Here is a 23,806-nt window from a genome sequence, read left to right on the forward strand (position 1 = left end):
AAATCAAATTTTTCACCCTGCCGGGTGCTCCTGGCGGGGTGTATTTGCAGATCCTTATCGCGAGAAGGTGAAAAAGCGAGGCGCGTGGTCACGCATGCCTTGCGGCGCCTAATGACCCCTCCTATATCGGCCTCGAACGCTGTCATCACAGCGTACCCCAATGCAACGGGGACCGGCGGACAGCCGCGGGAGGGGCCCGCGGGCATCCTTCATGGGCGCTGTAAAGGCCCGGCCGGTCTGCCGATAAGGAGAAGTACATGTCCAAGATCATCGGCATCGACCTCGGCACCACCAATTCCTGCGTCGCGGTGATGGAGGGAAGTTCCCCGAAAGTCATCGAGAACGCCGAAGGCGCGCGCACCACGCCGTCCATCGTCGCCTTCACGGAAGACGGCGAGCGTCTGGTCGGCCAGCCGGCGAAGCGCCAGGGCGTCACCAATCCGGAGCGCACCTTCTTCGCGGTGAAGCGCCTGATCGGCCGCCGCTACGACGATCCCACCGTCGAGAAGGACAAGAAGCTGGTTCCCTACCACATCGTGCGCGCCGACAACGGCGACGCCTGGCTGGAAGCGGACGGCAAGAAATATTCGCCCTCGCAGATTTCCGCCTTCATCCTTCAGAAGATGAAGGAAACCGCCGAGGCGTTCCTGGGCGAGAAGGTTGAGAAGGCGGTCATCACCGTTCCGGCCTACTTCAACGACGCCCAGCGTCAGGCCACCAAGGACGCCGGCAAGATCGCCGGCCTCGAGGTGCTGCGCATCATCAACGAGCCGACCGCGGCCGCGCTCGCTTATGGCCTCGACAAGAAGTCGGCCGGCACCATCGCGGTGTATGACCTCGGCGGCGGCACGTTCGACGTGTCGGTGCTTGAGATCGGCGACGGCGTGTTCGAAGTGAAGTCCACGAACGGCGACACGTTCCTGGGCGGCGAAGACTTCGACATGCGCCTGGTCACCTATCTCGCCGACGAGTTCAAGAAGGAGCAGGGCATCGACCTGCGCAACGACAAGCTGGCCCTTCAGCGCCTCAAGGAGGCCGCCGAAAAGGCGAAGATCGAGCTGTCGTCCGCGACCCAGACCGAGATCAACCTGCCCTTCATCACCGCCGATGCGTCCGGCCCCAAGCACCTGACCATGAAGCTGACGCGCGCCAAGTTCGAGGCGCTGGTGGACGACCTGATCCAGCGGACCGTCGAGCCCTGCCGGCTCGCGCTCAAGGATGCAGGCCTCTCCGCCGGCCAGATCGACGAAGTGGTGCTGGTGGGCGGCATGACCCGCATGCCCAAGGTGCAGGAGATCGTGAAGCAGTTCTTCGGCAAGGAGCCCCACAAGGGCGTCAACCCGGATGAAGTGGTCGCCATCGGCGCCGCGATCCAGGCGGGCGTGCTCCAGGGCGACGTGAAGGACGTGCTGCTGCTCGACGTGACCCCGCTCTCGCTCGGCATCGAGACGCTGGGCGGCGTGTTCACCCGCCTGATCGACCGCAACACGACCATCCCCACCAAGAAGAGCCAGGTGTTCTCCACGGCGGAAGATGGCCAGACGGCCGTGACCATCCGGGTGTTCCAGGGTGAGCGCGAAATGGCGGCGGACAACAAGGTCCTCGGCCAGTTCGACCTTATGGGCATCCCGCCCGCGCCGCGCGGCGTGCCGCAGGTGGAAGTCACCTTCGACATCGACGCCAACGGCATCGTGCAGGTGTCCGCCAAGGACAAGGGCACGGGCAAGGAGCAGCAGATCCGCATCCAGGCGTCTGGCGGCCTCAATGAGGGCGACATCGAGAAGATGGTGAAGGACGCCGAGGCGCACGCCGCGGAAGACAAGAAGCGCAAGGCCCTGGCCGAAGCCAAGAACCATGGCGAGGCGCTGGTCCATTCCACGGAGAAGGCGCTGTCGGAATATGGCGAGAAGGTCGGCTCCCCCGAAAAGACCGCCATCGAGACCGGCCTGACCGAGCTGAAGGCGGCACTGGAAGGCTCCGACGTGGACGCGATCCAGGCCAAGACGCAGGCCCTGGCCCAGGTGTCGCTCAAGCTCGGCGAGGCCATGTATGCGGCCCAGCAGGGCGGCGAGCCGGGCGCTTCGGCGAAGCCCGCCGACGATGTGGTGGATGCGGAATTCACCGAAGTCGACGACGACAAGAAGAAGTCGGCTTGATTTTTGCCTGCGGCAAATACGTGCATGTGAACGTCTAACGAAGGTACCCCCGGGCAAGTCCCGGGGGTCGACGTTTCCGGCGGTGCGGCCGTTTGCGTTCGGTCGGTCGAGCCGGAGCGGCGCGAAGGCTGATCTTTGTGTCGAGGACGCCTGAACCGGGGCGGCGGATAATCGAAGCCATGTCAAAGCGCGACTATTACGATGTTCTGGGCTGCGAGCGCGGTGCCGACGAAACGGTGCTGAAGGCCTCGTATCGCAAGCTTGCCATGAAATGGCATCCCGACCGCAACCAGGGCGACGGGGAAGCCGAGGTGCGCTTCAAGGAGGTCAGCGAGGCCTATGAAGTGCTCAAGGACCCGCAGAAGCGCGCGGCCTATGATCGCTTCGGCCATGCCGCCTTCGAGAATGGCGGCGGTGGCGGCGGCGCGGGTTTCGGGCCAGATTTCGCTTCCACCTTTGCGGATATTTTCGACGATCTGTTCGGCGGCTCCATGGGAGGGCGCGGTGGCGCGACCGGCCGGGGCGGCGCCCAGGGCGGGCGCGGCCGTGGCGCGGACCTGCGCTACAACATGGAAATCACGCTTGAGGAAGCGTTCGCGGGCAAGACCGCCGAGATCAAGATTCCTACCTCCATCGTCTGTGAGAGCTGTTCCGGCTCGGGCGCCAAGCCGGGCACCCAGCCGAAGGTCTGCCGCACCTGCGGCGGCGCGGGCAAGATCCGCCATGCTCAGGGCTTCTTCACGCTGGAGCGCACCTGCCCGGCCTGCCAGGGGCGCGGCAGCGTGATCGAGGATCCCTGCACGGCCTGTGGCGGGGCGGGCCGCGTGACGCGCGAGCGTTCGCTTTCGGTGCAGATCCCGGCTGGCGTCGAGGACGGCACGCGCATCCGCCTTGGCGGTGAGGGCGAGGCCGGCGTGCGCGGCGGACCCGCGGGCGATCTCTATATTTTCCTCTCGCTTGAGCCTCACCCCTTTTTCCAGCGCGAGGGCGCGGACCTGTATTGCCGCGCGCCGATCTCCATGGTGACGGCGGCGCTCGGCGGCTCGGTGGAGGTGCCGACCATCGACGGCGAAAAGACCAAGGTCCGCATTCCCGAGGGCACGCAATCCGGCAAGCGGCTGCGCCTGTCCGGCAAGGGCATGCCGATCCTGCGCTCGCGCGCCCATGGCGACATGTATGTGCAGGTGGTGGTGGAAACGCCGCAGAACCTCACCAAGCGCCAGAAGGAATTGCTCTCCGAGTTCGAGCGCGAATGCTCCAGCGAGACCAATCCGGAATCCAACGGCTTCTTCGCCAAGGTGAAGGATTTCTTCCAGGGCGCGGGCGAGGCCGATTAAGCGGTCTCGCGCGCTTGTGACGACCGCCATCCCGCCCTAGACCTGCGCCGGGCGGGGGGCACCGGATGGAACCGGGAACAGAAAATATGCCGCGCGCAGTCGCGCGCGCTGCCGAGCGTCTGGATTGGCTCGATGCCATTCGCGGCTATGCCATCATCCTGGTGGTCGGCATCCATGCCGCGGCCTATAGCTTCATCCCGTTGGATTCGCTGGGCGGCTGGTTCGGCTTCCTGCTGTCGGCGGCGACCGTGCCCTTGTTCTTCGCGGCCGACGGCTTCCTGATTTCCCGCAGGCTCGACGAGGGGCGCCCGCCGCGATGGCGTGATGTTCCGCGCTGGGCCAGGCGATTGCTGCTGCCGTTCCTCATTTTCTCGCTGCTTTATGCGGGCCTGCGCTGGATCGGCGAAAGCCGGGGCCTGTTGGCCGAGCACCTGATCCCCGTGGATGATCCGCTGGCCCTGCTGGTGACGCTCTACCGCGCGCCGCATGCGCAGAACCTCTATTTTCTCCCCGCCCTGTTCCTGGTGCGGCTCGCCGTCCTGCCGCTGATCCCCTTGATGCGGCACGGGATCGGGATGCGGATCGCGCTTCTGCTGGCCGCCATCGGCCTCAACCTTGCCGCCCGCGCGACCTTTCTCGCGCCTTTGCTTTCGGCTCCGGTGCTCGATCCGGTGGTGTATCTGTTCTGGGGCCTGCCGCTGTTCCTGTCCGGTCTCGTCCTCGCGCAGCTTGCCCCGCGGGTTGCGGGGCGTGAGGCGATGGTGGGGGCCGGCGCCCTGCTGCTTGCGGCGCTTGCACAGGCGTGCGGCCTTGGCAGCGTCTTCATCGTCTATCCCTATATCGCAGGATTGATGGCGCTGGGCCGCGGCCTGCTGAGCGGGGAGGGGCGGCTCGCGCGGGCCTTCGCCTTCCTCGGCCGACGCACCATGGGCATTTATCTGCTGCACGGGCCGCTGTTCCTCAAGGCGGGGCAGATGCTGATTTCCAAAGCGGGACTGGCGGGATGGCCGGCGTTCTTTGCCCTGTGGGGATTCGGCTTTGCGTGCGGGCTTGCGGCGACTCTGGCTGTGGAGCGGCTGCGGCTTGACGGCCTGTTGTTCGGCGCTCTAACGCCGCGTCCGCGAAAAGGTCGCCACCATTCCGCCGAACTCGCGGGCGATCAGTCTGCGCCGAGATGTGGGGAAGCATGACTGCGCGATTCGTCTTCAGCTGTGTTGCGACCCTCCTGGCCTTGCTTGGCGGCACCGGGTTGGCCATGGCCCATCCCCACGTCTGGGTGACCATGAAAACCCAGGTGGTCTATGCCCCGGACGGCACCATCACCGGCCTCAAGCAGGACTGGACCTTCGACGATGCCTTCAGCGCTTTCGCCCTCCAGGGCCTGGAACGCAACAAGGATGGGTCCTATCCCGACAGTGTTCTGAAGCCCTTGGCCGAGGTCAATGTGACATCGCTGAAAGAATATGATTATTTCGTCAAGGCAAAGACCGCCACGGCGAAACTCGTATTCAAGGATCCGGTCGATTATTACCTGACTTACGAAAACGAAGTCCTGACGCTCCACTTCTTCCTGCCGCTGGCAAAGCCATTGCCTGCCAAGGGAACGATGAGTTTCGACATTTACGACCCGACCTATTTCGTTTCGTTCGAATTCGCCGACAAGGACCCCGTCTCCCTCTCCGGGGCGCCGAAGGGGTGCACCTTCCAGACCGTTCAGCCGGAGCAGCCGCAGAATATGCAGCTCGGGGAGGAGTTCTTCACCAACCTCACCTCCTCCAGCACCTACGGCGCCCAATATGCAGACAAAGTCGCGGTGAAGTGCCCATGACGCCCCCTCTCGCCGATCCTTCGGCGGGATTTCGGGCAGAATTCGCGTCGGCGAAATGTGACCTACCGGAAGAGCCCTCCATGATGCTTTGCTGGCGGCCGTCGCGCGCGCGACGCCATCCATTTGCCCTCGCGGGGGCCTTGTTCGCGGGCCTTGCCGTCGCGGTCCTGATCCTCCTGGCGGCGGAGCCGGCGGTCGCCCAGGCGCTGAACGCGGCGCCGGGGGCGTTCGGGCCCAAGACCACGCCGTTCGGGCTTGGCGGCGGCGGGCCTGCGCCGTCCGGCCTTGCCGGCTTTCTGATCGCCAAGCAGAGCGAATTCTATCGCGCCCTCATCCAGGCGGTGCGGGCGGCCAAGGCCGATGGCCATGCCTTCGGCCTGCTGGCCGGGCTTTCCTTTGCCTATGGCGTGTTCCACGCGGCGGGGCCGGGACATGGCAAGGCGGTGATCTCCTCCTATCTGCTGGCGGATGGCGGCACGCTGCGCCGTGGGGCGCTGCTGGCGCTGGCGGCGGGCATGGTGCAGGCCCTGGCGGCGGTGTTGTTCGTGGGGCTGCTGGCGATCCTGCTCGGTGGCACCGCCGCGTCCATGGCGGGGGCCATGAATGTGCTTGAGATTGCGGCCTATGGCGGTATCGCCGTGTTCGGCGCCTATCTCGCCTTCCGCAAGGCGCTCAGCCTGATCGCGGTGCTGCGCGGCCAGCCCGCGGCCCATGTCCACGGCCCCGATTGCGGCTGCGGCGACAAGCATGCGCCCGACCCGCACCTGCTGGACGGGCGTGGCGGCTGGAAGCGGGCGGCGGTGGCGGTGGTTTCCGCCGGCGCCCGGCCGTGCTCCGGCGCGATCCTGGTGCTGACCTTCGCGCTGTCGCAAGGGGTGATCTGGAGCGGCGTTGCGGCCACGTTCGCCATGGGGCTCGGCACCGCGCTGACGGTGACCGGCATCGCGGCGCTCGCGGTCTATGGCAAGCGGCTGGCGGTGAAGCTGGCCACGGTCGCCTCCGGCCGGGGCACGGCTTTGCTGCTGGCGATCGAGATGGGCGCCGCAATGCTGGTGTGCGTCTTCGGCGTCGCGCTGCTGACCGGCTATGCGGTGAGCGAACGCCTGCTCCCGGGCTAAAACTTTGCAGGCGCAACGCATTTTCGCTGCGTTGCGCCAAAATTCGTCAAGCCTCCTTTTTTGGCAACTTCATTTCACAATCCCTCCAAACAACGAAATTGCCGGGGGCGCGGGCGCGTGTAAGCTTTGAGGTAGATCAAAAGATGCGTCGGCGTCCGTACGGGCGCACGAAGGAGAGCGGCCCAGCGGCCGCCGCGTCGCACCGGAGGCGCCCATGGCCATGAAGCCCGTCTCGCTCGACGACAAATATGACCTGACGCAGGATGACGTCTTCGTCTCCGGCACCCAGGCGCTCGTGCGCCTGACCCTGATGCAGAAGGAGCGCGACCGGCGCGCCGGGCTCAATACCGGCGGCTATGTTACCGGCTATCGCGGCTCTCCCCTGGGCGGGCTGGACCAGCAGTTCGGCCGGGCCCAGAAACTGCTCACCGCCAATGACATCCTGTTCCAGAGCGGCCTCAATGAGGATCTCGCCGCCACCGCGCTCTGGGGCTCCCAGCAGGCGGAGCTGCGGGGCGAAGGCAAGTATGACGGCGTGTTCGGCCTCTGGTACGGCAAGGGGCCAGGCGTGGACCGCTCGGGCGATGTGTTCCGCCACGCCAATAATGCCGGCACCTCCAAGCATGGCGGCGTGCTCGCCCTCATGGGCGATGATCACACCTGCGAGAGCTCCACCACCGCGCACCAGAGCGAATTCCATTTCGTCGATGTGATGATCCCTGTGCTGAACCCGGCCGGGGTGCAGGAGATTCTGGATTACGGCCTTTATGGCTGGGCGCTCTCGCGCTTCGCCGGCACATGGGTCGGGCTGAAGGCGGTGAAGGACACCATCGAATCCACCGGCATCGTGGACGGGCGGGTGGACCGGGTGCGTATCGAGCCGGCGCTCGGCTTCGCGCTGCCGCCGGGCGGGCTCAACATCCGCCTTGGCGATACGCCGATCGCCCAGGAGGAGCGGCTTCAGGAATATAAGCGCGACGCGATCCTGCATTTCCTGCGCGCCAACCGGCTAAATCGTTTCATCACCTCCGGCGGCGCGCGCCCGCGCATCGGCATCGCCACCGTCGGCAAGAGCTATCTGGACGTGCGCCTTGCCCTCGACGAACTGGGCATCGACGAGGTGCGCGCCAATGATCTCGGCCTGCGCATCTGGAAGGTGGCCTGTCCCTGGCCGCTGGAGCCGGTGCAATTGCGCGAATTCGCGGCCGGGCTCGACCTCATCATGGTGGTGGAGGAGAAGCGCTCGCTGATCGAGGTGCAGGTGCGCGAGGAGCTGTACGGCACCGCCAACCAGCCGGTGTGCATCGGCAAGCGCGACGAAGCGGGCCAATGGCTGTTTCCGGTCAAAGGCGCGCTCGACCCCAACGACATCGCCATCGCGCTCGCCAAGCGCCTGCTGGCCTATGGCGACCTGCCGGACATCGCCGCCCGCCTCGCCGAGCTGGAGGAGGCCCAGCGGGTGCTTGCGGCGACCGGCGACGTCGCCACCCGCATTCCCTATTTCTGCTCCGGCTGCCCGCACAATTCCTCCACCGTGGTGCCGGAAGGCATGCGCGCCTATGCCGGCATCGGCTGCCATTACATGGTGCAATGGATGGACCGGGAGACCACCGGCTTCACCCAGATGGGCGGGGAGGGCGCCAATTGGATCGGCGAGGCGCCGTTCTCCAAGCGCGGCCATGTGTTCCAGAATCTCGGCGACGGCACCTACAACCATTCCGGCTATCTGGCGCTGCGCGCCGCCATCGCCTCGGGCGTGAACGTCACCTACAAGATCCTGTTCAATGATGCGGTGGCCATGACCGGCGGCCAGCATCACGAAGGCAATCTCACCGTGCCGGTGATCGCCCGCCAGGTGGCGGCCGAGGGCGCCAAGCGGGTCGTCGTCGTCACCGACGAGCCGGAGAAATACGCGAGCGGCGAGGCCTGGCCCGCAGGCCTTACCATTCATCATCGCGACGAGTTGGAAACCGTCCAGCGCGAACTGGCCGCCGTGCCCGGCTGCACCGTGCTGATCTACGACCAGACCTGCGCCTCCGAGAAGCGCCGGCGCCGCAAGCGCGGCCAGTTTCCCGATCCCGACAAGCGGGTCATCATCAACGAGCGGGTGTGCGAGGGCTGCGGCGATTGCGGCGTGAAGTCCAATTGCGTGTCCGTGCAGCCGCTGGAAACCGAGTGGGGCCGCAAGCGGGAGATCGACCAATCTTCCTGCAACAAGGATTTTTCCTGCGTCAACGGCTTCTGCCCCTCGTTCGTCACGGTGCACGGCGCCAAGCCGAAGAAGTCGGCCGGCGTGGCCTCCGGCGCCCAGGATTGGCCGGAGCTTCCCGAACCCGCGCATCCCGAGATCCACGGCACCTATGGCATCATCGCCACCGGCGTGGGCGGCACCGGAGTGGTGACCATCGGCGCGATCCTCGGCATGGCCGCGCACCTTGAAGGCAAGGCCTGCGGCATGATCGACATGGCCGGGCTCGCGCAGAAGGGCGGGGCGGTCTACAGCCACATCCGCCTTGCGAACCGGCCGGAGGACATCACCGCCATCCGCATTCCCGCGCGCGGCGCCGACCTGATCCTCGGCGGTGACCTGGTGGTGGCCGGCACCAAGAAGGTGCTGGCGGCGGTGAAGCCCGGCGCGACCATCGTGGTGGTGAACACCCACGAAGTGCTGCCGGGCGATTTCACCCGCGACGCGGATTATTCCCTGCCCACGGAACGGCTCAAGCGCACCATCTCCGGCCTCGCGGGCGTCGAGAAGACCCATCTCATCGAGGCGAGCCGGCTCGCGGTGGCGCTGTTCGGCAATTCGCTGGCGCAGAACATCTTCATGGTGGGTTATGCCTATCAGTTCGGCGCGCTGCCGGTGTCGGAAGCGGCGATCCTGCGGGCGCTGGAGCTGAACGGCGAGGCGGTGGCCATGAACAAGGCCGCCTTCCTGTGGGGCCGCCGGGCGGCGCACGATCCCGCGCGGGTGGATGCCTTGCTCGGGCCGACCGCCGCCACCACCGATGCGCGCAAGCTCTCCCAGGGTCTGGATGAGATCATCGCCCGCCGGGAGGCCTCGCTCACGGCCTATCAGAACGCGGCCTATGCGAGGCGCTATGGGGAGCTGGTGGCGCGCGTGCGCGCCGCCGAGGCCGCGCGGGCGCCGGGCCGGGGCGGGCTGGCGGAGGCGGTCGCGCGCAATCTCTACAAGCTCATGGCCTATAAGGACGAATATGAAGTCGCCCGGCTGTTTGCCGACGGCGAGTTCCAGCGCCAGGTCAATGCCGCCTTCGAGGGCGACCTGAAGTTCGAATTCCACCTCGCCCCGCCGCTGCTCGCCCGCGCCGACGGGCCGAACGGCGAGCCGCGCAAGATGCGGTTCGGCCCGTGGATGATGAAGGCGTTCGGCCTTCTCGCGCGGTTCAAGGGGCTGCGCGGCACGCCCTTCGATCCATTCGGCCGCACCGCCGAGCGGCGCACCGAGCGGGCGCTGATCGCGGCGTACGAGGCGCTGCTGGGCGAGATCGTCGGCGCGCTCGATGCCGATAACCATGCCCATGCCGTTGCGCTCGCAAGCGTGCCCGAGAAGATCCGCGGCTATGGCCCGGTGAAGGCGCGGCATCTTGAGGCGGCGAAAGCGGAGGAGGCCGCGCTTTTCGCCCGCTTCCGCGCTCCGCCCGTGCGGCCGGCGCAGGCGGCGGAATAGGGGCCTGTTCAGCCGAGTTCGAAGCTGGTGATGCCGAAGACGCGATCGAGCGGCAAACCGGACGCGGGGCCTTTGTACATGCGCGCGGTCTCGAACACCGGCGCGAACCCGGCGCCCTCGGCCAGGGCCCGCGCCGCCCCGTTGGGCTCCGGCACATCGAGGAACAGCGGCGCCTCGGGCGCGTGGGCATGGGCGAAGGTGCTGAGTGCGCGAAACAGCAGGCGCGCGTCCGCCGGGGTGTCGGCGAACAGCGGCCCGATCTTGTGGCCGCTGCGGCAGCGCCGCACCACTCCATAGCCCGCCAGCGCGCCCGCCCGGTGGACGCCGAAGGCGCGCCCGTGGGTCGGGGCGAGCCATCTCGCGCGGAAATCCGGCCGGGAAAAGCCGAAGCAGGCGTCATCCATGGCACCCGCTTCCGCCAGCCCGGTCGTGTCGAGGGGCAGGACTGCGCCGTCGGCCTCGAACGCTTGGGGCGGGCCGCCATAGCGGGTATTGCGGTGGGCCAGGACGAAACCGGATTTGCGGTAATTCTCTTGCTGCGCCAGCACGCCGTCGAGGCCGACGACGCGCCCGGCGAGCCGCGCCATGGCGGCATCCCACACCTTCAGCCCCAGCCCGCGACCGCGCAGGTCCGGCCGGCAGATGTAGAACCCGAGGAAGCCGAAATCGGCCCCATAGCGCACCGCAGAGACGCAGGCCGCAAGCTGCTGCCCCTGGTCGAACACGCCGAGGAAGCCACCGGCGTCCTGCGCAAGGAAGGCGGCCGCATCGTCGAGGCCGGGATTCCAGCCTTCGCGCGCCGCCCATTCCACGGCCAGCGCGACCTCGTGCGGCGACAGGGTGCGCGCGTCCATGCCCATGGTGAGGCCCCAGAGCCGGCGGAACTGCCGACCGGCGCAGCTTCGCCGCGCGCGCCTCAGGTGCGCAAGGTGGAATCGCCGATGACGATGCGGCTGCGTCCCCTGGCCTTGGCGAGGTAGAGCGCCCGGTCCGCGCGCTCCAGCATGGCTTCCAGGTTCTCGTCGTCGTCTTGGCGCACCGCGATGCCGATGCTGGCCTGCACGTGAAAGGTCAGAGCGCCGCTGGTGATCGGTTCGGAGCGGATGGCGGCCATCAGGCGCTGGGCGATGCGCGCGCCATAATCCTTGTCCGCGCCCGGCAGCAGGATGGCGAATTCCTCGCCGCCCATGCGGGCAATGATGTCGTTCTGGCGCAGGATCGCCCGGCAGCGTGCCGCCACCTCCTTCAGCACGGTGTCGCCCGCGGCGTGGCCGAACTGGTCGTTGACCTTCTTGAACCGGTCCATATCCAGCATCAGCAGGCACAGATGCTGGCCGGAGAGTTCGGCCAAGCGGAATTCCGAGCGCCCGGTTTCGAAGAAGCGGCGGCGATTGTAGGTCTCCGTCAGCGCGTCCGTGCCAGCGAGGCGGCGGAATTCCGCTTCCAGGCGGCGGCGTTCCGTCACATCCCAGAACACCACGACATAGGTGTCGCCGATGATGCGCAGGCGAAACTGGACGATGCGGATGGCGCCGTCCCGGCACACCACTTCCCACTCGGTGCGCAGCACGCCGTCCTGGTTCGCGCGCGCGGCCTGGATCAGGCCATGCCACTCTTCAATGGCGCGGCCGCGGACTTCGGGATCGGGAAAAGCCGGCTCCCACCAGGCGTCATGATGGGGACGCAGCGGCGTGTCGTCGTACAGGAACAGGTCATCGGAGACCTGGTTCGCGTATAACTCATTGAAGCCGCTGTCATAAATCTCCACGCCCACGGGCAGGCGCTCCACCACGGTCTGCAGCAGGCGCGACCAGTCCACCACCGGCGGCTGCTGGCGGGGGTCGGCCGCATGCTGCGCCAAGGTCAGGACGGTGACATCCGCGCTGGCGGGCCGGGCGAAGCGGAAACCGAGCTTCGCCGCGCCCGTGGGCAGAAAACAGTCAAGCACCAGCTCGTCCGCCGGCAAGGTCTGTTCGAGGATGGCGGCAAGGCGGCCGGCGGCGAAATCGCCGACCAGGTAGGACAGGGTCTGCCCCGCCGGATCACATCCCAGCAGCCCGGCGGCGGCAGCATTCGCGTTCTGCGCGCGCCGATGCGTGCTGTCGATCACCAGCACGGGCGCATGCACCAATCCTATCCACTCGGCGGCATTGATCGGCATGATGAGCTGGCAGCAATTGGAGGCACGCGGTTGGTGGGTACAGGGCCGGACAGGGCAATTCAACCGTTCATTGTAGGAATCGGAGCTACAGCCCGTTCCAAGAAGCCCGCGAGGTCCTCGGTAATGAAGTCCACATAGGCGGCTTCGCGGCCTTCGAACTCCCAGGTTTCGCGGGCCGCGATCCGTTCGCCGGGCGGCACCACGAGGGTGGTCACCATGCCGATCCGGTGCGGCACCTCCAGGTTGCGGGCGAGATCCTCGAACATGGCGGCGCGGGTGGGATCGACGCCATGGGCGCGCAGGAAGCGCTGATAGGCCTCCTCGGTCGGCTTGGGATGGAATTCCGCCGCCACGATGTCGTGCACCGCCGCGAAATGCCCGCCGAGCCCGAGCTTCTCCAGCACGTTGCGGGCGTGCCGTTCCGAGCCGTTGGTATAGACCAGCTTGGTGCCGGGCAGCGCCTCGATGGCGGCGGCGAGGCGGGGGGAATGCTCCAGCTCCGACAGGTCGAGATCGTGCACATGGGCGAGGAAGGCTTCGGCGTCCACCCCATGCTCGATCATCAGCCCGCGCAGCGAGGTGCCATAGCGGCGATAATAATCCTTCTGCACCACGAACGCTTCCTCGTGGCTGATGTTGAGCAGGCGCGCCACATAATCGCGCATGCGGGCGTCGAGCTGCGTCCAAAGGTCGAGATGTGCGGGATAAAGAGTATTGTCGAGATCGAAGACCCAGGTCTCCACTTCCTCAAAGGAACGCGACGGCGTTATTGACGACATGAGACGCTCCCCGTGCGGATCTGCTGGATGTACCTAATTTGTTCTTCGTGTATTTCGACCCCGGCGGCGCCGCCGGGGTCGATGATGCTGGCTCAGCGGGTGATGAGGGTTCCCGCGCCGTGGTCGGTCAGCAGTTCCAGCAGCACCGCGTGGGGCACCTTGCCGTCCAGGATAACGACGCCCTCGACGCCCTGTTCCAGGGCATAGATGCAGGTTTCCACCTTCGGGATCATGCCGCCGGAAACCGTCCCGTCCGCGATCAGCGCCTTGGCCTCCGCGATGGTGAGGCGGGGGATGAGCTGCTTGGTCTTGTCGAGCACGCCGGGCACGTCGGTGAGCATGAGCAGGCGCTTGGCGCCGAGCGCGCCGGCGATGGCGCCGGCGAAGGTGTCGGCGTTCACGTTATAGGTGCCGCCGTCGAGCGCGGCGGCCACCGGCGCCAGCACCGGGATCAGCTCGCGGCCGAGGATCTGGTCGAGCACCATGGTGTCCACCTGGTCCGGCTCGCCGACGAAGCCGAGGTCCACCACCTTCTCGATATTGCTGCCGGGATCGACCACCACGCGGCTCGCCTTCTTGGCCAGCACCATGTTGCCGTCCTTGCCGCACAGGCCGATGGCCTTGCCGCCGGCTTCGTTGATGAAGCCCACGATCTGCTTGTTGATGGAGCCGGCGAGCACCATTTCGACGATTTCCACCGTCGCCTTGTCGGTGATGCGCAGGCCGCCGGCGAACTCGCTCTTGATGCCGAGCTTGGTGAGCATGGCGCCGATCTGCGGGCCGCCGCCGTGCACCACCACCGGGTTCACGCCGGCCTGTTCCAGCAGCACGATGTCCTCGGCGAAATTGCGCGCCACGGCCTCGTCGCCCATGGCATGGCCGCCGTATTTTACGACGATGATGGCATCGTCATAGCGCTGCATGTGGGGCAGGGCCTTGGCGAGCACCTCGGCTTGCAATCTTCCTTCCGCCAGCTCGGCGGGTTCCTGCACGCTCATCGGCTCGGCCTCTCGTCATCGGGCTTTGGGCGGCGCCGTTCTAGAGCATGTGGAGGCAAAGTCGAACGGTTTTTAACCGCTTGCCCCCGCTGCGCCCCGGCAGGGTGGGGAAAGCGTTGGCAGGTCACAAAACGGCGATTTGGAACCGTTACAGGAAAAGCCGGGGAAACCCCCGCGGGCCGGTCATGTATCCAACACATTTCCCGCCCTAACCGTGCTACGCGCCGGGCGGGCGCTTTTCCTTCCGCCTGCCTTCCCTTAGGATAAGTTATGCCGACCACACGCCAACATGCGAGACGCGCGCTCGATTTGCGGCCGCGCTATATCGCGCTGCTCTTCGTTATCTGCCTTGTCATGGTGGCGATCCCGATCCTGACGCATCCGATTCCGCCCCTGTCGGATTATGTGAACCATCTCGCCCGCATGCATGTGATCGCCTCGGTGCCGGGCGATCCTGACCTTTCCCGCTTCTATTTCATCGAATGGAGCGTGATCCCCAATCTGATGGTGGATCTGGTGGTGCCGATCTTCGCGCGGGTGATGAACGTCTATGCCGCCGGCGAAGTATTCACGCTGGCCACCTTCGCGCTGATCGCCTTCGGCACCATGCTGCTGCACCGCGCGCTGTTCGGCTCCTGGTCGGCGATCGCGCTGCTCGCCTTCCCGCTGCTGTACAACAGCGTGTTCCTGGTCGGCGTGATGAACTACATCTTCGGCATCGGCCTCGCGCTGACCGCGCTCGCCAGCTGGATCCTGCTGCGCGACAAGCCGTGGCCCTGGCGCTATGCCGTTTCCTGCCTGTTCGTGCTGCTGCTGTTCTTCTGCCATCTGGTGGCGACCGGCATCTATGGCATCGGCATCCTCTCGTATGAACTCTACCGCCTGTGGCAGCGGGGCGAAGGGCCGCTGCGCGCGCGCATCATCCGCTTTGTCACCGCCGGCTTTCCGTTCGCCCTCACCTTGCCCCTGATGCTGGCCAGCCCGACTCTGAAGCTGGCGGGGCAGGACTGGTGGGAGCCGCGCGGCAAGATCGACGGCGTCGAGATGGTGGTGAACGTCTATTACGACTATGTCGCCTTCGCCCTCACCGGCATCGTGCTGCTGGCCGCCCTATGGGCGCTGCGCCATCGCCTGATCCGCCTGCATCCGGTCATCACGCCGCTGCTGATCGTGAGCGGCGCGATCTATCTGGCGCTCCCGCGTACCTTTTTCGCCACCTACATGGCGGACCAGCGCATTCCGATCGCCATCGCCTTCATGGTGATCGCCTGCATCCAGGTGGATCTGCGCCATCGTCTCGCGCGGCGCGGCTTTGCCGTCGTGCTGCTGCTGCTGTTGGCGGTGCGGGTCGGCGAAGTGCAATTGGTGTGGGACCGCCTGTCGCAATGGACCGTGGCCTTCCGCGGCTCGGTGGAGCAGATCAAGCGCGGCTCCAAGGTGCTGGTCGCCTATGCCGACCCCATGGGCGGGTATGACGTGCGCGACCTCGGCCTCGTGCATGCGGCCTGCCTGGCCATGATCGAGAAATCCGCGCTCGTCACGACCGCTTTCACCGTGCCCGGCAAGCAGATCCTGCGCGTGCGCCCGCCGTACAAGGACTGGGTGGACACCGAGGACGGCACCCCGCCGACCCTCGAGCAGATGCTGCTCTCCTCCGAGGAACCCACCGCGGACGGCCCGCGCTATTGGGACCTGTGGCCAAAGCATTTCGACTATGTGTATCTGCTGTTCACCGAGCCCAACGACAAGAACCCCGACCCCGACGAGATGAAGCTGATCTACAGCGGCGATCGCTTCCAGCTCTACCAGGTGATCAAGACCAAGCCGGAATCCTGATTGCGGGTCACCGCGCCGTCATCCATCTATGACAGACGATTCCGGCAACAGGCGCGTGGCGCGGCCGTCCGCGCGGCGGGGCCGCGCCGTGCCATCGAAAGCAGGGGCCATCGAAAGGCAGTGATGGAGACCATTCTGACCCATGCGCTCCTCGTGTTCGAGGACCGCATCGCTCCCGGAACCCTGGTGGTGCGCGACGGGCGCATCCATGACGTGGGCGAGGGGCGCTCCCAGCTTCCGGCGGCGCAGGATTGCGGCGGCGACTATATCGCCCCGGGCCTGATCGACCTGCACACCGACGCGCTCGAAGGTCATTTCGTGCCGCGTCCGAAGGTGATCTGGCCCGATCCGCGCGCCGCCGCCCTCGCCCATGACGGGCAGACCGTCGCCTCGGGCATCACCACGGTGTTCGACGCCATCTGCGCGGGTGGGTTCGACCAGGCGAAATCCGTGCGCCGCGAACTATTTACCGTGATGCTGGAGGCGGTGGAGCAAAGCGCGCCGCTGTTCCGCGCCGACCATCATATCCACCTGCGCTGCGAACTCACCGACCCGTCCGTGCTGGAACTGGTGGAGCCGCAGCTCGGCCGGGAGCGGCTCTCGCTCGCTTCCCTCATGGACCACACGCCCGGCACCCGCCAATGGCGCAATGTGGAGCATTTGAAGACCTTCCTGTCCGGCATCGGCAAGAGTGCCGAGGATGTGGAGCAGGAAGTGCTGGAGCGCACCGAGCGCGGGCGGGCGGCGGTGGCGGAAAATCATTCCCGCCTGGCGGCCCTTCTGCGCGACACCGGCATCGTGCTCGCGAGCCATGACGATACCGTGCCCGCCCATGTGGCGATGGCGCAGGACGCCGGGTGCACCATTTCCGAATTTCCCACCACGATGGAAGCCGCGCGCGCCGCCCATGCGGCGGGGCTCACCACCATCGGCGGCGCGCCCAATGTGGTGCGCGGCGGTTCCCATTCCGGGGGCGTGGCCATGAAGGATCTCGCGGCCGCCGGGCTGCTGGATGCGCTGGCCTCCGATTATGTGCCCGCGAGCCTGCTCCAGGGCGCGCTTGCGCTGACCCGCCAGGGCATCGCGCTGCCGCAGGCCATGGCGCTGGTCACGGCGCGGCCGGCGCGCATGGCGGGGCTTGAAGATCGCGGCCGCCTGGAATCCGGCCTGCGCGCCGACCTGCTGCGCTTCCGCCTCGAGGGGGAGACGCCGGTGGTGCGCGAAGTGTTCGTCGAAGGCGCGCGGGTGTTCTAAAAAGGCGTGGCGCATCTTGCGCGAGAGCGGGCGCGCCTTAGTTTGGCGCGCCGTCCGCGCCCGCCGCGCCGGTTGTGAATGGGGGTTCGAATGTCGCCGCGCTATGCCATCTATCTCGCGCCGCCCGGCGAGAGCGCCCTGTGGGCCTTCGGCTCCTCCGTGCTCGGCTATGACGCCGCCACCGGCGCCGAGGTCGCGCCGCCCGCGCTCGCCGGGTTCGATGCCGAGACCTGGCATGCCCTGACGCAGGAGCCGCGCCGCTACGGGTTTCACGGCACGCTGAAGGCGCCGTTCCGCCTCGCCGAAGGCCTGGACGAGGCCGATTTGTTCGCCGCCGTCTCCGCCTTCGCCACCGGCTATCGCCCGTTCGAGCTGCCGCCGCTGGAGGTGCAGCAGCTCGGCATGTTCGTGGCGCTGATGATGCCGACGCCGGTGCCGGCGCTGCTGGATCTCGCGGCCTGCGCGGTGGTGGAGCTGGACGGCCTGCGCGCGCCCCTCACGGAGCAGGAGCTGGCCCGGCGCCGCCCCGAGCGGCTCTCCGCCCGGCAGCTGGAGCATCTGCACCGCTACGGCTATCCCTTCGTGCTGGAGGATTTCCGCTTCCACATGACGCTGACCGACGCGCTCGACGAACCCACCTGCGCCCATGCGCTCAATTCCCTGTGCGAGGCCTATGCCGCCAGCGGCGCGCATCTTCCGGTGCCGGTCGCGGAGATCGCGATCTATCGCCAGGCCGAGGCCGGGCAGCGCTTCCGCGCCCTCCACCGCGCACCGCTGGGCGGCATGGACGCCACGCAGGAGATGCCGGCATGAGCCCGCAGGCCCCGAAGAAGCTCGGCCTTGCGCCGCTGATCCACGAGGGCGCGCAGGTGAGGGCCTCGACCCTCGGGCGCTACACCGAGGTCGGCGCCCGCACCAAGCTGCTCGAAGTGGACATGGGCGATTATTCCTACGTCGCCAATGATGCCGACATCGCTTATGCCAGCATCGGCAAATTCTGCTCCATCGCGGCGATGACGCGGCTCAACCCCGGCAATCATCCCATGTGGCGGGCGAGCCAGTCGCATTTCACCTATCGCGCCTCGGCCTATTTCGACGACGCGGCCGACGAGCCGGATTTCTTCCAATGGCGCCGCGACCATCATCTCCACATGGGGCATGACGTCTGGGTGGGGCATGGGGCGGTGATCCTACCCGGCCGCACCATCGGCACCGGCGCCGTGATCGCGGCGGGGGCCGTGGTGAGCAAGGACGTGCCGCCCTATGCCATCGTCGCCGGCGTGCCCGCGCGGATCGTGAAATGGCGCTTTCCCGAAGACATCGCTGCGCGGCTCCAGGCGCTTGCCTGGTGGGACTGGCCCCACGCGGACCTGCGCGCGGCGCTGGAGGATTTCCGCAGCCTCTCCATCGAGGCGTTTTTGGAGCGCTACGAGGCCGAGGCGGTGGACGAACCGCAGCCCTGAGCGGATTTCGCGTGCGCCGGCCGCGCGCTCAGACCGGCTCCACGCGCAGCACCGGGCCGTCAGCCGCCACCACCTTCACCTGCGCGCCCATGGGCAAGTCGGGGCCCTCGACCCGCCAGATGGTGTCGTCGATGCGCACCCGCCCGATGCCTTGCTGGATCGCGTGCTCCAGCGTGAACACGCGCCCCACATAGCCTTCCGCCCGGCGGTTGAGAAACGGGCGGTCGCTCGCCTGGTCGGGCTTAGGGGTGATCTGCCGGGCGATCAGCACCGCCACCAGGGCAAGCCCCGCGAACACGATCACCTGCGTCTGCCATGAGAGCACGACGAGCAGCGCGACGCCCCCCGTGGCGAGCGCGGCGAGGCCGAGCCAGAGCAGGAAGACGCCCGGCAGGAACACTTCGGCCAGCAGGAGCAGGCCGCCGATGACGAACCAGCTCCAGCTGGATTGTTCGAGCCATTCGCCCATGGCGGCTCAGGCGTCCCGCGCCGGGCCGGCGGAGGGGCCGGTGGGACCCGCGCGGCGGATGGATTTTCCATCCTCGCCACCGAACGCGCCGCGCGCGATCTCGCCGATGCCGGCGAGCGAGGAGAGCAGCGCCGTGCCCTCGTAAGGCATCAGCACCACCTTCTGGTTGGGCGCGCCGGCGAGCGTCTCAAACGCCTTCACATATTTCTCGGCGATATAATAATTCAGCGCGGCGGGATCGCCCGCCGTGATGGCAGTGGAGAGCATCTGGGTCGCCTTGGCATCGGCCTCGGCGAGGCGCTCGCGGGCCTCGGCATCGCGATAGGCGGCCTCGCGCCGTCCTTCGGCCTGCAGGATCTGGCCCTGCTTCTCGCCTTCAGAGCGCAGGATTTCCGACTGGCGCTGGCCCTCGGCCTCCAGGATCACGGCGCGCTTCTCGCGCTCCGCCTTCATCTGCCGGCCCATGGCGGCGACGAGATCGGCGGGCGGGACGATGTCCTTGATCTCGATGCGGTTGATCTTCACGCCCCAGCTCGCAACCGCCGCATCCACCACCCGCAGGAGACGCTCGTTGATCTCATCGCGGTGGGAGAGCAATTGGTCGAGGTCCATGGATCCCATGACGGTACGGATATTGGTTGTCGTCAGGGCGATAATGGACGTATCGAGCAGCGTGACTTCATAGCTGGCCTTGGCGGCGTCGAACACCTGGTAGAACACCACCCCATCCACGGAGACGGTGGCATTGTCCTTGGTGATGACTTCCTGGGTGGGCACATCATGGACCTGCTCCATGATGTTCACCCTCTTGCCGATGCTGTCGATGAAGGGAACGATCAGGTTGAGGCCGGGATAGAGCGTGCGCGTATAGCGGCGGAACCGCTCGACCGTGAATTGGTAACCCTGGGGCACGGTCTTCACGCCGGCGAATACCACGGCGATGACCAGCACCAGGAAAACCACCACGAACGCATTCAGTCCGAACGGCATGGCGTGTCTCCCGCGCAGCGCCGCGCTTCAGGGCGGCGGGGGGATATGGGCACGCCCTTCGCCGTGCCGCAAGCGGGCGGTGGCCAGGCCCGGAACAAAGGAGGATCCGAGCCGGCGCAGCGATTCGGACGCGGTTCGTTCCCCGGCCGTTCGGATCGCGGTCCGGAGCCGTCCCGCTGCGGGACTCTGGCGCGGGGCGGGAGGCACGGGGAACGAAGCGCGTTTTTTCCGAAGGCCGCGATTCGCGCGCGCTCTGTTCCCGGCGTGTTCGCGATCAGGCGCCGGCCGTCCCGTTGTGGGACGGGCCGCGCGGGCACTCAGCCGGCGATCCAGCCCGACAGCTCGCGCCGCACCACGGCCTCGATCACCCGCATGCCCTCGGCGCTATCGTTCAGGCACGGGATGGCCGCAAATTTCTCGCCGCCATTGTGCTTGAAGATCTCGGCATTCTCGACGCCGATCTCCTCCAGCGTCTCCAGGCAATCGGCGGTGAAACCGGGATTGACGATGGCGAGCCGCTTCACGCCGCTCTTGGCCAGGGCCTCCACGGTCTTGTCCGTATAAGGCTGCAGCCATTCCTCGGTGCCGAAGCGGGACTGGAAGGTGAGGCGGAATTTCTCCTGCGCGAAACCGAGCCGCTCGCGCATGAGGCGGGCCGTCTTCACGCACTGGCAATGATAGGGATCGCCCTTCAGCAGATAGGATTTCGGCACGCCGTGGAACGAGGCGAGGATCACCTCCGGCTCGAAATCGAGCTGCGCCAGGTGCCCTTCCAGCGCCGCGCAGGCGGCCTCGATATAGACCGGATCGTCGTGCCAGGGCGGGGCGACGCGCAGGATCGGCTGCCAGCGCATGGTCTTGAGCTTGTCGAATGCCTTGTCGCAGACCGTGGCGGTGGTCGCGGCGGCATATTGGGGATAGAGCGGCACAAGCAGGATGCGCTCGCAGCCCGCCTTTTGCAGCGCTTCGATCCGCTCGCCGATGGGCGGCTTGCCGTAGCGCATGGCCCAATCCACCACGATGCGGGCATCGGTGCCGCCAAGGCTTGCGGCGAGCTTTTCGGCCTGGGAGCGGGTGATGGTCTTCAGCGGACCCTCGTTGCGCTCCTTGTTCCAGATGCTCTCATAATCCTTGCCCTTGGGGCCAGGCCGCTTGGTGAGCACGATGGCGTTGAGGATGAACCACCACAGGGCCCGGTTCACCTCGATGACGCGCTTGTCCCAGAGGAATTCCTTCAGATAGGCGCGCATGGACCAATAATCGGTCGCTTCCGGCGTGCCGAGATTGACCAGCAGCACGCCGATGCGCCCGTAGGACACGGGCGGATGGTCCTTCGGGAAATGGGTGGCATCGCCGAACGGTGCGGCTGCGGGGGCGGGGGACGGGGTCATGGTCTCTCCTCTTGCGAGGCGAGATGAGGCTTTGCGGGCGCAAGGTCAATGCGAAACGCAGCCGCGCCGGACGGCGGCCGCGTTCACCATTGCGCCAGCGCGCTCCGCTACCGCCGCAGCCTCAGGCCGCGTTCGGCGTCAGCGCGAGCACGGATTCGAAGCCCTCGAATTCCGGCGGGCCGATGTAGTTCACCTTATTGGTGCCGGCGCTCGCATGGGCGGCGCGGAACGCTTCCGAGCGCGTCCAGCCCTCGAAATCCGCCTTCGAGGCCCAATGGGTGTGGGAGGCATAGAGGGTGTAGTCCTCCTTCTGCGGCCCCTTGAGCAGGTTGAAGGCGACGAAACCCGGCACGGTGGCGAGATAGCTGTCGCGCTCGCGCCAGACGCGCTCGAACTCGGCCTCGGACCCCTGCTTCACCTTGAAGCGGTTCATGGCAATGTACATGCGTCTCTCCTCATCCCACCCCGTGCGCCCGGGGACCCGCTTGCGGCGAGGCGAGTGGCGGGCGCGGGTCCTTGCGGCGCCGCCGGGCGGCGGACGTCAGGGTAGGGGAGAAAGCAGCAGCGCGCGCGCATGTCCAGACGACGCCGCGCAAATCAGAATGGCTATAATGAAAGGCTTCCGGATGGTGGGCGCGACAGGGATCGAACCTGTGACCCTCACGATGTCAACGTGATGCTCTCCCGCTGAGCTACGCGCCCATCCGTTGGAAGGAGGCCTCTATATCGGCAAGTTTTAAGCGATGCAAGGCGTGGACGGCGGATATCCCCCGCTCACGCCGCGGCCAGCATTTTTCCGACTTCAAAAACCAGATCGCGCAGGTGAAACGGCTTGGAGAGCACCTTGGCTTCGCGCGGCGCCTCCACATCGGCGTTCAGCGCCACGGCGGCGAAGCCGGTGATGAACATGACCTTGAGATCGGGATCGAGCTCGGTGGCGCGCCGGGCCAGCTCGATGCCATCCATCTCCGGCATGACGATATCGGTCAGCAGCAGTTCGAACGGCTCTTCCCGCATGCGCTCATAGGCGGACCGGCCGTTGTCGAAAGAGGCCACCTGGTAGCCCGCATTCTGCAACGCCTTCACGAGGAAGCGGCGCATGTCATTATCGTCTTCGGCGAGCAGGATCTTCGACACGCCTTCGTCCCCTTGTTACATGTGCTGCGCCGTCGGCGTTCTGGCTGCAGCGTCCATGGCTTGTTTCGCGCATTCGGGTAAATTCGAAGTGAACCTTCTCGCCTCTTCCCAAAACACCGCCGCGCCGGGCATCATAATGCGGGCCGCCGGCTCACCAACCGATCATTTGAGCCCGCGATGACAGCCTGCCTTGCCGATACCATAGATCCGGCCTTCGATATCCTGCTTCCCGAGGCGGTCACGGCGCCGTTCGTGTTCAATTCGCCGCACAGCGGGCGAATCTACCCGCGCGCCTTCATGGAGCAGACGCGGCTCGATTTCGACACTCTGCGCCGTTCGGAAGACAGTTTCGTGGACGAATTGTTCGCGGACGTGGTTTCACGGGGCCTTCCCCTGATGCGGGCGCTGTTTCCGCGCGCGTTCCTGGATCTCAACCGGGAGCCCTACGAACTCGACCCGCGCATGTTCGAAGGCCGCCTTCCGGCATTCGCCAACACCCGTTCGCTGCGGGTCTCGGGCGGGCTCGGCACCATCGCGCGCGTGGTGGGCGAGGCGCAGGATATTTATTTTCGCCGCCTGACGGTGAGCGAGGGCCTTGAGCGCATCGAGACCTTCTACAAGCCCTATCATCAGGCGCTGCGGCGCCTCATCACCCGCACCCATCGCAGTTTCGGGGCGGTGGTGCTGGTGGATTGCCATTCCATGCCCTCTGGTCCAGGCCGGGAGGAAGGCGCCCGCGCCGATATCGTGCTGGGCGACCGCTATGCCACGAGCTGCGCCGGCTTCATCACCGACGCGCTGGAGCTGGAGCTGGCCGGGCGCGGCTATGCGGTGGTGCGCAACAAGCCTTATGCGGGCGGCTACATCACCGAACATTATGGAAATCCGGCGGCCGGCCTGCATGCCGTGCAGATCGAAATCAATCGCGGTCTCTATATGGACGAGGCGAACTATCAGCGCGCCGCAGATTTTTATCGTGTGCGGGCAGACCTTTGCGCCGCGATGGCCGGGGTTGTCGCACGCACGGCGGAGGCACTGACGGGGCCGCGGGCGGCCGCTGCCGAATAAGGCATAAAAAAGGTGCCTTGCGTTTTTCGAATGGCAGATATACGAATTTGCGCACGGGGCGATTTCGTAAAGAGATAGCCCTCGGAGGCCGATTGCCTCGATACAGCCGGCTCAAAAAGAAAGGGGCCGC

Annotated in this window: 19 protein-coding genes, 1 tRNA gene and 1 pseudogene; 11 read left to right on the forward strand and 10 right to left on the reverse strand. The window is 66.6% G+C overall.

The genetic code is table 11. The features are described from left to right. Positions 1-239 precede the first annotated feature (239 nt). The 6 genes and pseudogenes from dnaK to V5F78_RS01915 form a co-directional block, all read left to right on the forward strand. A pseudogene (gene dnaK / locus V5F78_RS01890) lies at positions 240-2,156 on the forward strand (molecular chaperone DnaK); the annotation flags it as partial. A gap of 179 nt (positions 2,157-2,335) precedes the next feature. Continuing rightward, entirely contained in the window at positions 2,336-3,493 is a 1,158-nt protein-coding gene (gene dnaJ / locus V5F78_RS01895; protein ID WP_394068936.1) for a molecular chaperone DnaJ, read from the forward strand. Between the two features lie 86 nt (positions 3,494-3,579). Next, positions 3,580-4,683, forward strand: coding sequence for an acyltransferase family protein (locus V5F78_RS01900; protein WP_394068938.1), 1,104 nt, complete (start codon positions 3,580-3,582; stop codon positions 4,681-4,683). Beyond that, a complete protein-coding gene (locus V5F78_RS01905) occupies positions 4,680-5,321 on the forward strand; it encodes a DUF1007 family protein (protein WP_394068940.1) in 642 nt (213 codons plus the stop codon). The genes V5F78_RS01900 and V5F78_RS01905 overlap by 4 nt, the downstream gene beginning before the upstream one ends. Positions 5,322-5,401: 80 nt before the next feature. Next, positions 5,402-6,439, forward strand: coding sequence for a nickel/cobalt transporter (locus tag V5F78_RS01910; RefSeq protein ID WP_394068942.1), 1,038 nt, complete (start codon positions 5,402-5,404; stop codon positions 6,437-6,439). Positions 6,440-6,653: 214 nt separating this feature from the next. Beyond that, positions 6,654-10,130 carry an indolepyruvate ferredoxin oxidoreductase family protein gene (locus V5F78_RS01915; RefSeq protein WP_394068944.1) on the forward strand — a complete coding sequence of 1,159 codons (3,477 nt, stop codon included), beginning with the start codon at positions 6,654-6,656 and terminating at the stop codon, positions 10,128-10,130. Positions 10,131-10,138: 8 nt separating this feature from the next. On the opposite strand, the gene V5F78_RS01920 is transcribed toward V5F78_RS01915, so the two are convergent. The 4 genes from V5F78_RS01920 to argB all read right to left on the reverse strand — a co-directional run bounded on the left by V5F78_RS01920 (position 10,139) and on the right by argB (position 14,068). Continuing rightward, positions 10,139-10,990 carry a GNAT family N-acetyltransferase gene (locus V5F78_RS01920; RefSeq protein ID WP_394068946.1) on the reverse strand — a complete coding sequence of 284 codons (852 nt, stop codon included), beginning with the start codon at positions 10,988-10,990 and terminating at the stop codon, positions 10,139-10,141. Between the two features lie 56 nt (positions 10,991-11,046). Further along, positions 11,047-12,291 carry a GGDEF domain-containing protein gene (locus tag V5F78_RS01925; protein WP_394068947.1) on the reverse strand — a complete coding sequence of 415 codons (1,245 nt, stop codon included), beginning with the start codon at positions 12,289-12,291 and terminating at the stop codon, positions 11,047-11,049. Between the two features lie 59 nt (positions 12,292-12,350). After that, positions 12,351-13,070 carry a pyrimidine 5'-nucleotidase gene (locus V5F78_RS01930; RefSeq protein WP_394068948.1) on the reverse strand — a complete coding sequence of 240 codons (720 nt, stop codon included), beginning with the start codon at positions 13,068-13,070 and terminating at the stop codon, positions 12,351-12,353. Between the two features lie 92 nt (positions 13,071-13,162). Beyond that, entirely contained in the window at positions 13,163-14,068 is a 906-nt protein-coding gene (argB, locus tag V5F78_RS01935; RefSeq protein ID WP_394068950.1) for an acetylglutamate kinase, read from the reverse strand. 270 nt (positions 14,069-14,338) lie between these two features. On the opposite strand from argB, the gene V5F78_RS01940 reads away from it, so the two are divergent. The 4 genes from V5F78_RS01940 to V5F78_RS01955 all read left to right on the forward strand — a co-directional run bounded on the left by V5F78_RS01940 (position 14,339) and on the right by V5F78_RS01955 (position 18,621). Beyond that, positions 14,339-15,904 carry a hypothetical protein gene (locus V5F78_RS01940; protein ID WP_394068952.1) on the forward strand — a complete coding sequence of 522 codons (1,566 nt, stop codon included), beginning with the start codon at positions 14,339-14,341 and terminating at the stop codon, positions 15,902-15,904. A gap of 123 nt (positions 15,905-16,027) precedes the next feature. Continuing rightward, positions 16,028-17,158 carry an alpha-D-ribose 1-methylphosphonate 5-triphosphate diphosphatase gene (locus tag V5F78_RS01945; RefSeq protein WP_394068953.1) on the forward strand — a complete coding sequence of 377 codons (1,131 nt, stop codon included), beginning with the start codon at positions 16,028-16,030 and terminating at the stop codon, positions 17,156-17,158. A 90-nt stretch (positions 17,159-17,248) separates the two neighbouring features. Continuing rightward, on the forward strand, positions 17,249-17,971 hold the full coding sequence (locus V5F78_RS01950) for a DUF1045 domain-containing protein (RefSeq protein ID WP_394068954.1): 723 nt from the start codon (positions 17,249-17,251) through the stop codon (positions 17,969-17,971). Then, positions 17,968-18,621 (forward strand): LbetaH domain-containing protein, encoded by a 654-nt coding sequence (locus V5F78_RS01955; RefSeq protein ID WP_394068956.1) that lies wholly within the window; start codon positions 17,968-17,970, stop codon positions 18,619-18,621. The genes V5F78_RS01950 and V5F78_RS01955 overlap by 4 nt, the downstream gene beginning before the upstream one ends. A 28-nt stretch (positions 18,622-18,649) precedes the next feature. Here V5F78_RS01955 and V5F78_RS01960 read toward each other — a convergent pair whose 3' ends face one another. The 6 genes from V5F78_RS01960 to cpdR form a co-directional block, all read right to left on the reverse strand. Next, the gene (locus V5F78_RS01960; protein WP_394068957.1) at positions 18,650-19,090 is read right to left on the reverse strand and encodes an NfeD family protein; all 441 of its coding nucleotides are present in this window, start codon (positions 19,088-19,090) and stop codon (positions 18,650-18,652) included. Positions 19,091-19,096: 6 nt separating this feature from the next. After that, the gene (locus V5F78_RS01965) at positions 19,097-20,080 is read right to left on the reverse strand and encodes an SPFH domain-containing protein (protein WP_394068959.1); all 984 of its coding nucleotides are present in this window, start codon (positions 20,078-20,080) and stop codon (positions 19,097-19,099) included. Positions 20,081-20,397: 317 nt separating this feature from the next. After that, positions 20,398-21,471 (reverse strand): ferrochelatase, encoded by a 1,074-nt coding sequence (gene hemH, locus V5F78_RS01970; RefSeq protein ID WP_394068961.1) that lies wholly within the window; start codon positions 21,469-21,471, stop codon positions 20,398-20,400. A gap of 121 nt (positions 21,472-21,592) precedes the next feature. Continuing rightward, positions 21,593-21,916, reverse strand: a complete 324-nt coding sequence (hmuQ, locus tag V5F78_RS01975; RefSeq protein WP_348844418.1) for a heme-degrading protein HmuQ — start codon at positions 21,914-21,916, stop codon at positions 21,593-21,595. Positions 21,917-22,098: 182 nt separating this feature from the next. Then, positions 22,099-22,173 (reverse strand) — tRNA-Val (locus V5F78_RS01980). Positions 22,174-22,245: 72 nt separating this feature from the next. Continuing rightward, a complete protein-coding gene (gene cpdR, locus V5F78_RS01985; RefSeq protein ID WP_348844419.1) occupies positions 22,246-22,608 on the reverse strand; it encodes a cell cycle two-component system response regulator CpdR in 363 nt (120 codons plus the stop codon). 177 nt (positions 22,609-22,785) lie between these two features. On the opposite strand from cpdR, the gene V5F78_RS01990 reads away from it, so the two are divergent. Beyond that, the gene (locus V5F78_RS01990; RefSeq protein WP_394068963.1) at positions 22,786-23,676 is read left to right on the forward strand and encodes an N-formylglutamate amidohydrolase; all 891 of its coding nucleotides are present in this window, start codon (positions 22,786-22,788) and stop codon (positions 23,674-23,676) included. Positions 23,677-23,806 lie beyond the last annotated feature (130 nt).

This window comes from Roseixanthobacter glucoisosaccharinicivorans (assembly GCF_043195095.2).
Taxonomy (GTDB): domain Bacteria; phylum Pseudomonadota; class Alphaproteobacteria; order Rhizobiales; family Xanthobacteraceae; genus NCEH01.

Excerpts from the sequence above, each read along its gene's own strand:
- dnaJ (WP_394068936.1), top strand. The coding sequence starts at position 2,336 with ATGTCAAAGCGCGACTATTACGATGTTCTGGGCTGCGAGCGCGGTGCC.
- V5F78_RS01900 (WP_394068938.1), top strand. The coding sequence starts at position 3,580 with ATGCCGCGCGCAGTCGCGCGCGCTGCCGAGCGTCTGGATTGGCTCGAT.
- V5F78_RS01905 (WP_394068940.1), top strand. The coding sequence starts at position 4,680 with ATGACTGCGCGATTCGTCTTCAGCTGTGTTGCGACCCTCCTGGCCTTG.
- V5F78_RS01910 (WP_394068942.1), top strand. The coding sequence starts at position 5,402 with ATGATGCTTTGCTGGCGGCCGTCGCGCGCGCGACGCCATCCATTTGCC.
- V5F78_RS01915 (WP_394068944.1), top strand. The coding sequence starts at position 6,654 with ATGGCCATGAAGCCCGTCTCGCTCGACGACAAATATGACCTGACGCAG.
- V5F78_RS01920 (WP_394068946.1), bottom strand. The coding sequence starts at position 10,990 with ATGGGCATGGACGCGCGCACCCTGTCGCCGCACGAGGTCGCGCTGGCC.
- V5F78_RS01925 (WP_394068947.1), bottom strand. The coding sequence starts at position 12,291 with ATGCCGATCAATGCCGCCGAGTGGATAGGATTGGTGCATGCGCCCGTG.
- V5F78_RS01930 (WP_394068948.1), bottom strand. The coding sequence starts at position 13,070 with ATGTCGTCAATAACGCCGTCGCGTTCCTTTGAGGAAGTGGAGACCTGG.
- argB (WP_394068950.1), bottom strand. The coding sequence starts at position 14,068 with ATGAGCGTGCAGGAACCCGCCGAGCTGGCGGAAGGAAGATTGCAAGCC.
- V5F78_RS01940 (WP_394068952.1), top strand. The coding sequence starts at position 14,339 with ATGCCGACCACACGCCAACATGCGAGACGCGCGCTCGATTTGCGGCCG.
- V5F78_RS01945 (WP_394068953.1), top strand. The coding sequence starts at position 16,028 with ATGGAGACCATTCTGACCCATGCGCTCCTCGTGTTCGAGGACCGCATC.
- V5F78_RS01950 (WP_394068954.1), top strand. The coding sequence starts at position 17,249 with ATGTCGCCGCGCTATGCCATCTATCTCGCGCCGCCCGGCGAGAGCGCC.
- V5F78_RS01955 (WP_394068956.1), top strand. The coding sequence starts at position 17,968 with ATGAGCCCGCAGGCCCCGAAGAAGCTCGGCCTTGCGCCGCTGATCCAC.
- V5F78_RS01960 (WP_394068957.1), bottom strand. The coding sequence starts at position 19,090 with ATGGGCGAATGGCTCGAACAATCCAGCTGGAGCTGGTTCGTCATCGGC.
- V5F78_RS01965 (WP_394068959.1), bottom strand. The coding sequence starts at position 20,080 with ATGCCGTTCGGACTGAATGCGTTCGTGGTGGTTTTCCTGGTGCTGGTC.
- hemH (WP_394068961.1), bottom strand. The coding sequence starts at position 21,471 with ATGACCCCGTCCCCCGCCCCCGCAGCCGCACCGTTCGGCGATGCCACC.
- hmuQ (WP_348844418.1), bottom strand. The coding sequence starts at position 21,916 with ATGTACATTGCCATGAACCGCTTCAAGGTGAAGCAGGGGTCCGAGGCC.
- V5F78_RS01990 (WP_394068963.1), top strand. The coding sequence starts at position 22,786 with ATGACAGCCTGCCTTGCCGATACCATAGATCCGGCCTTCGATATCCTG.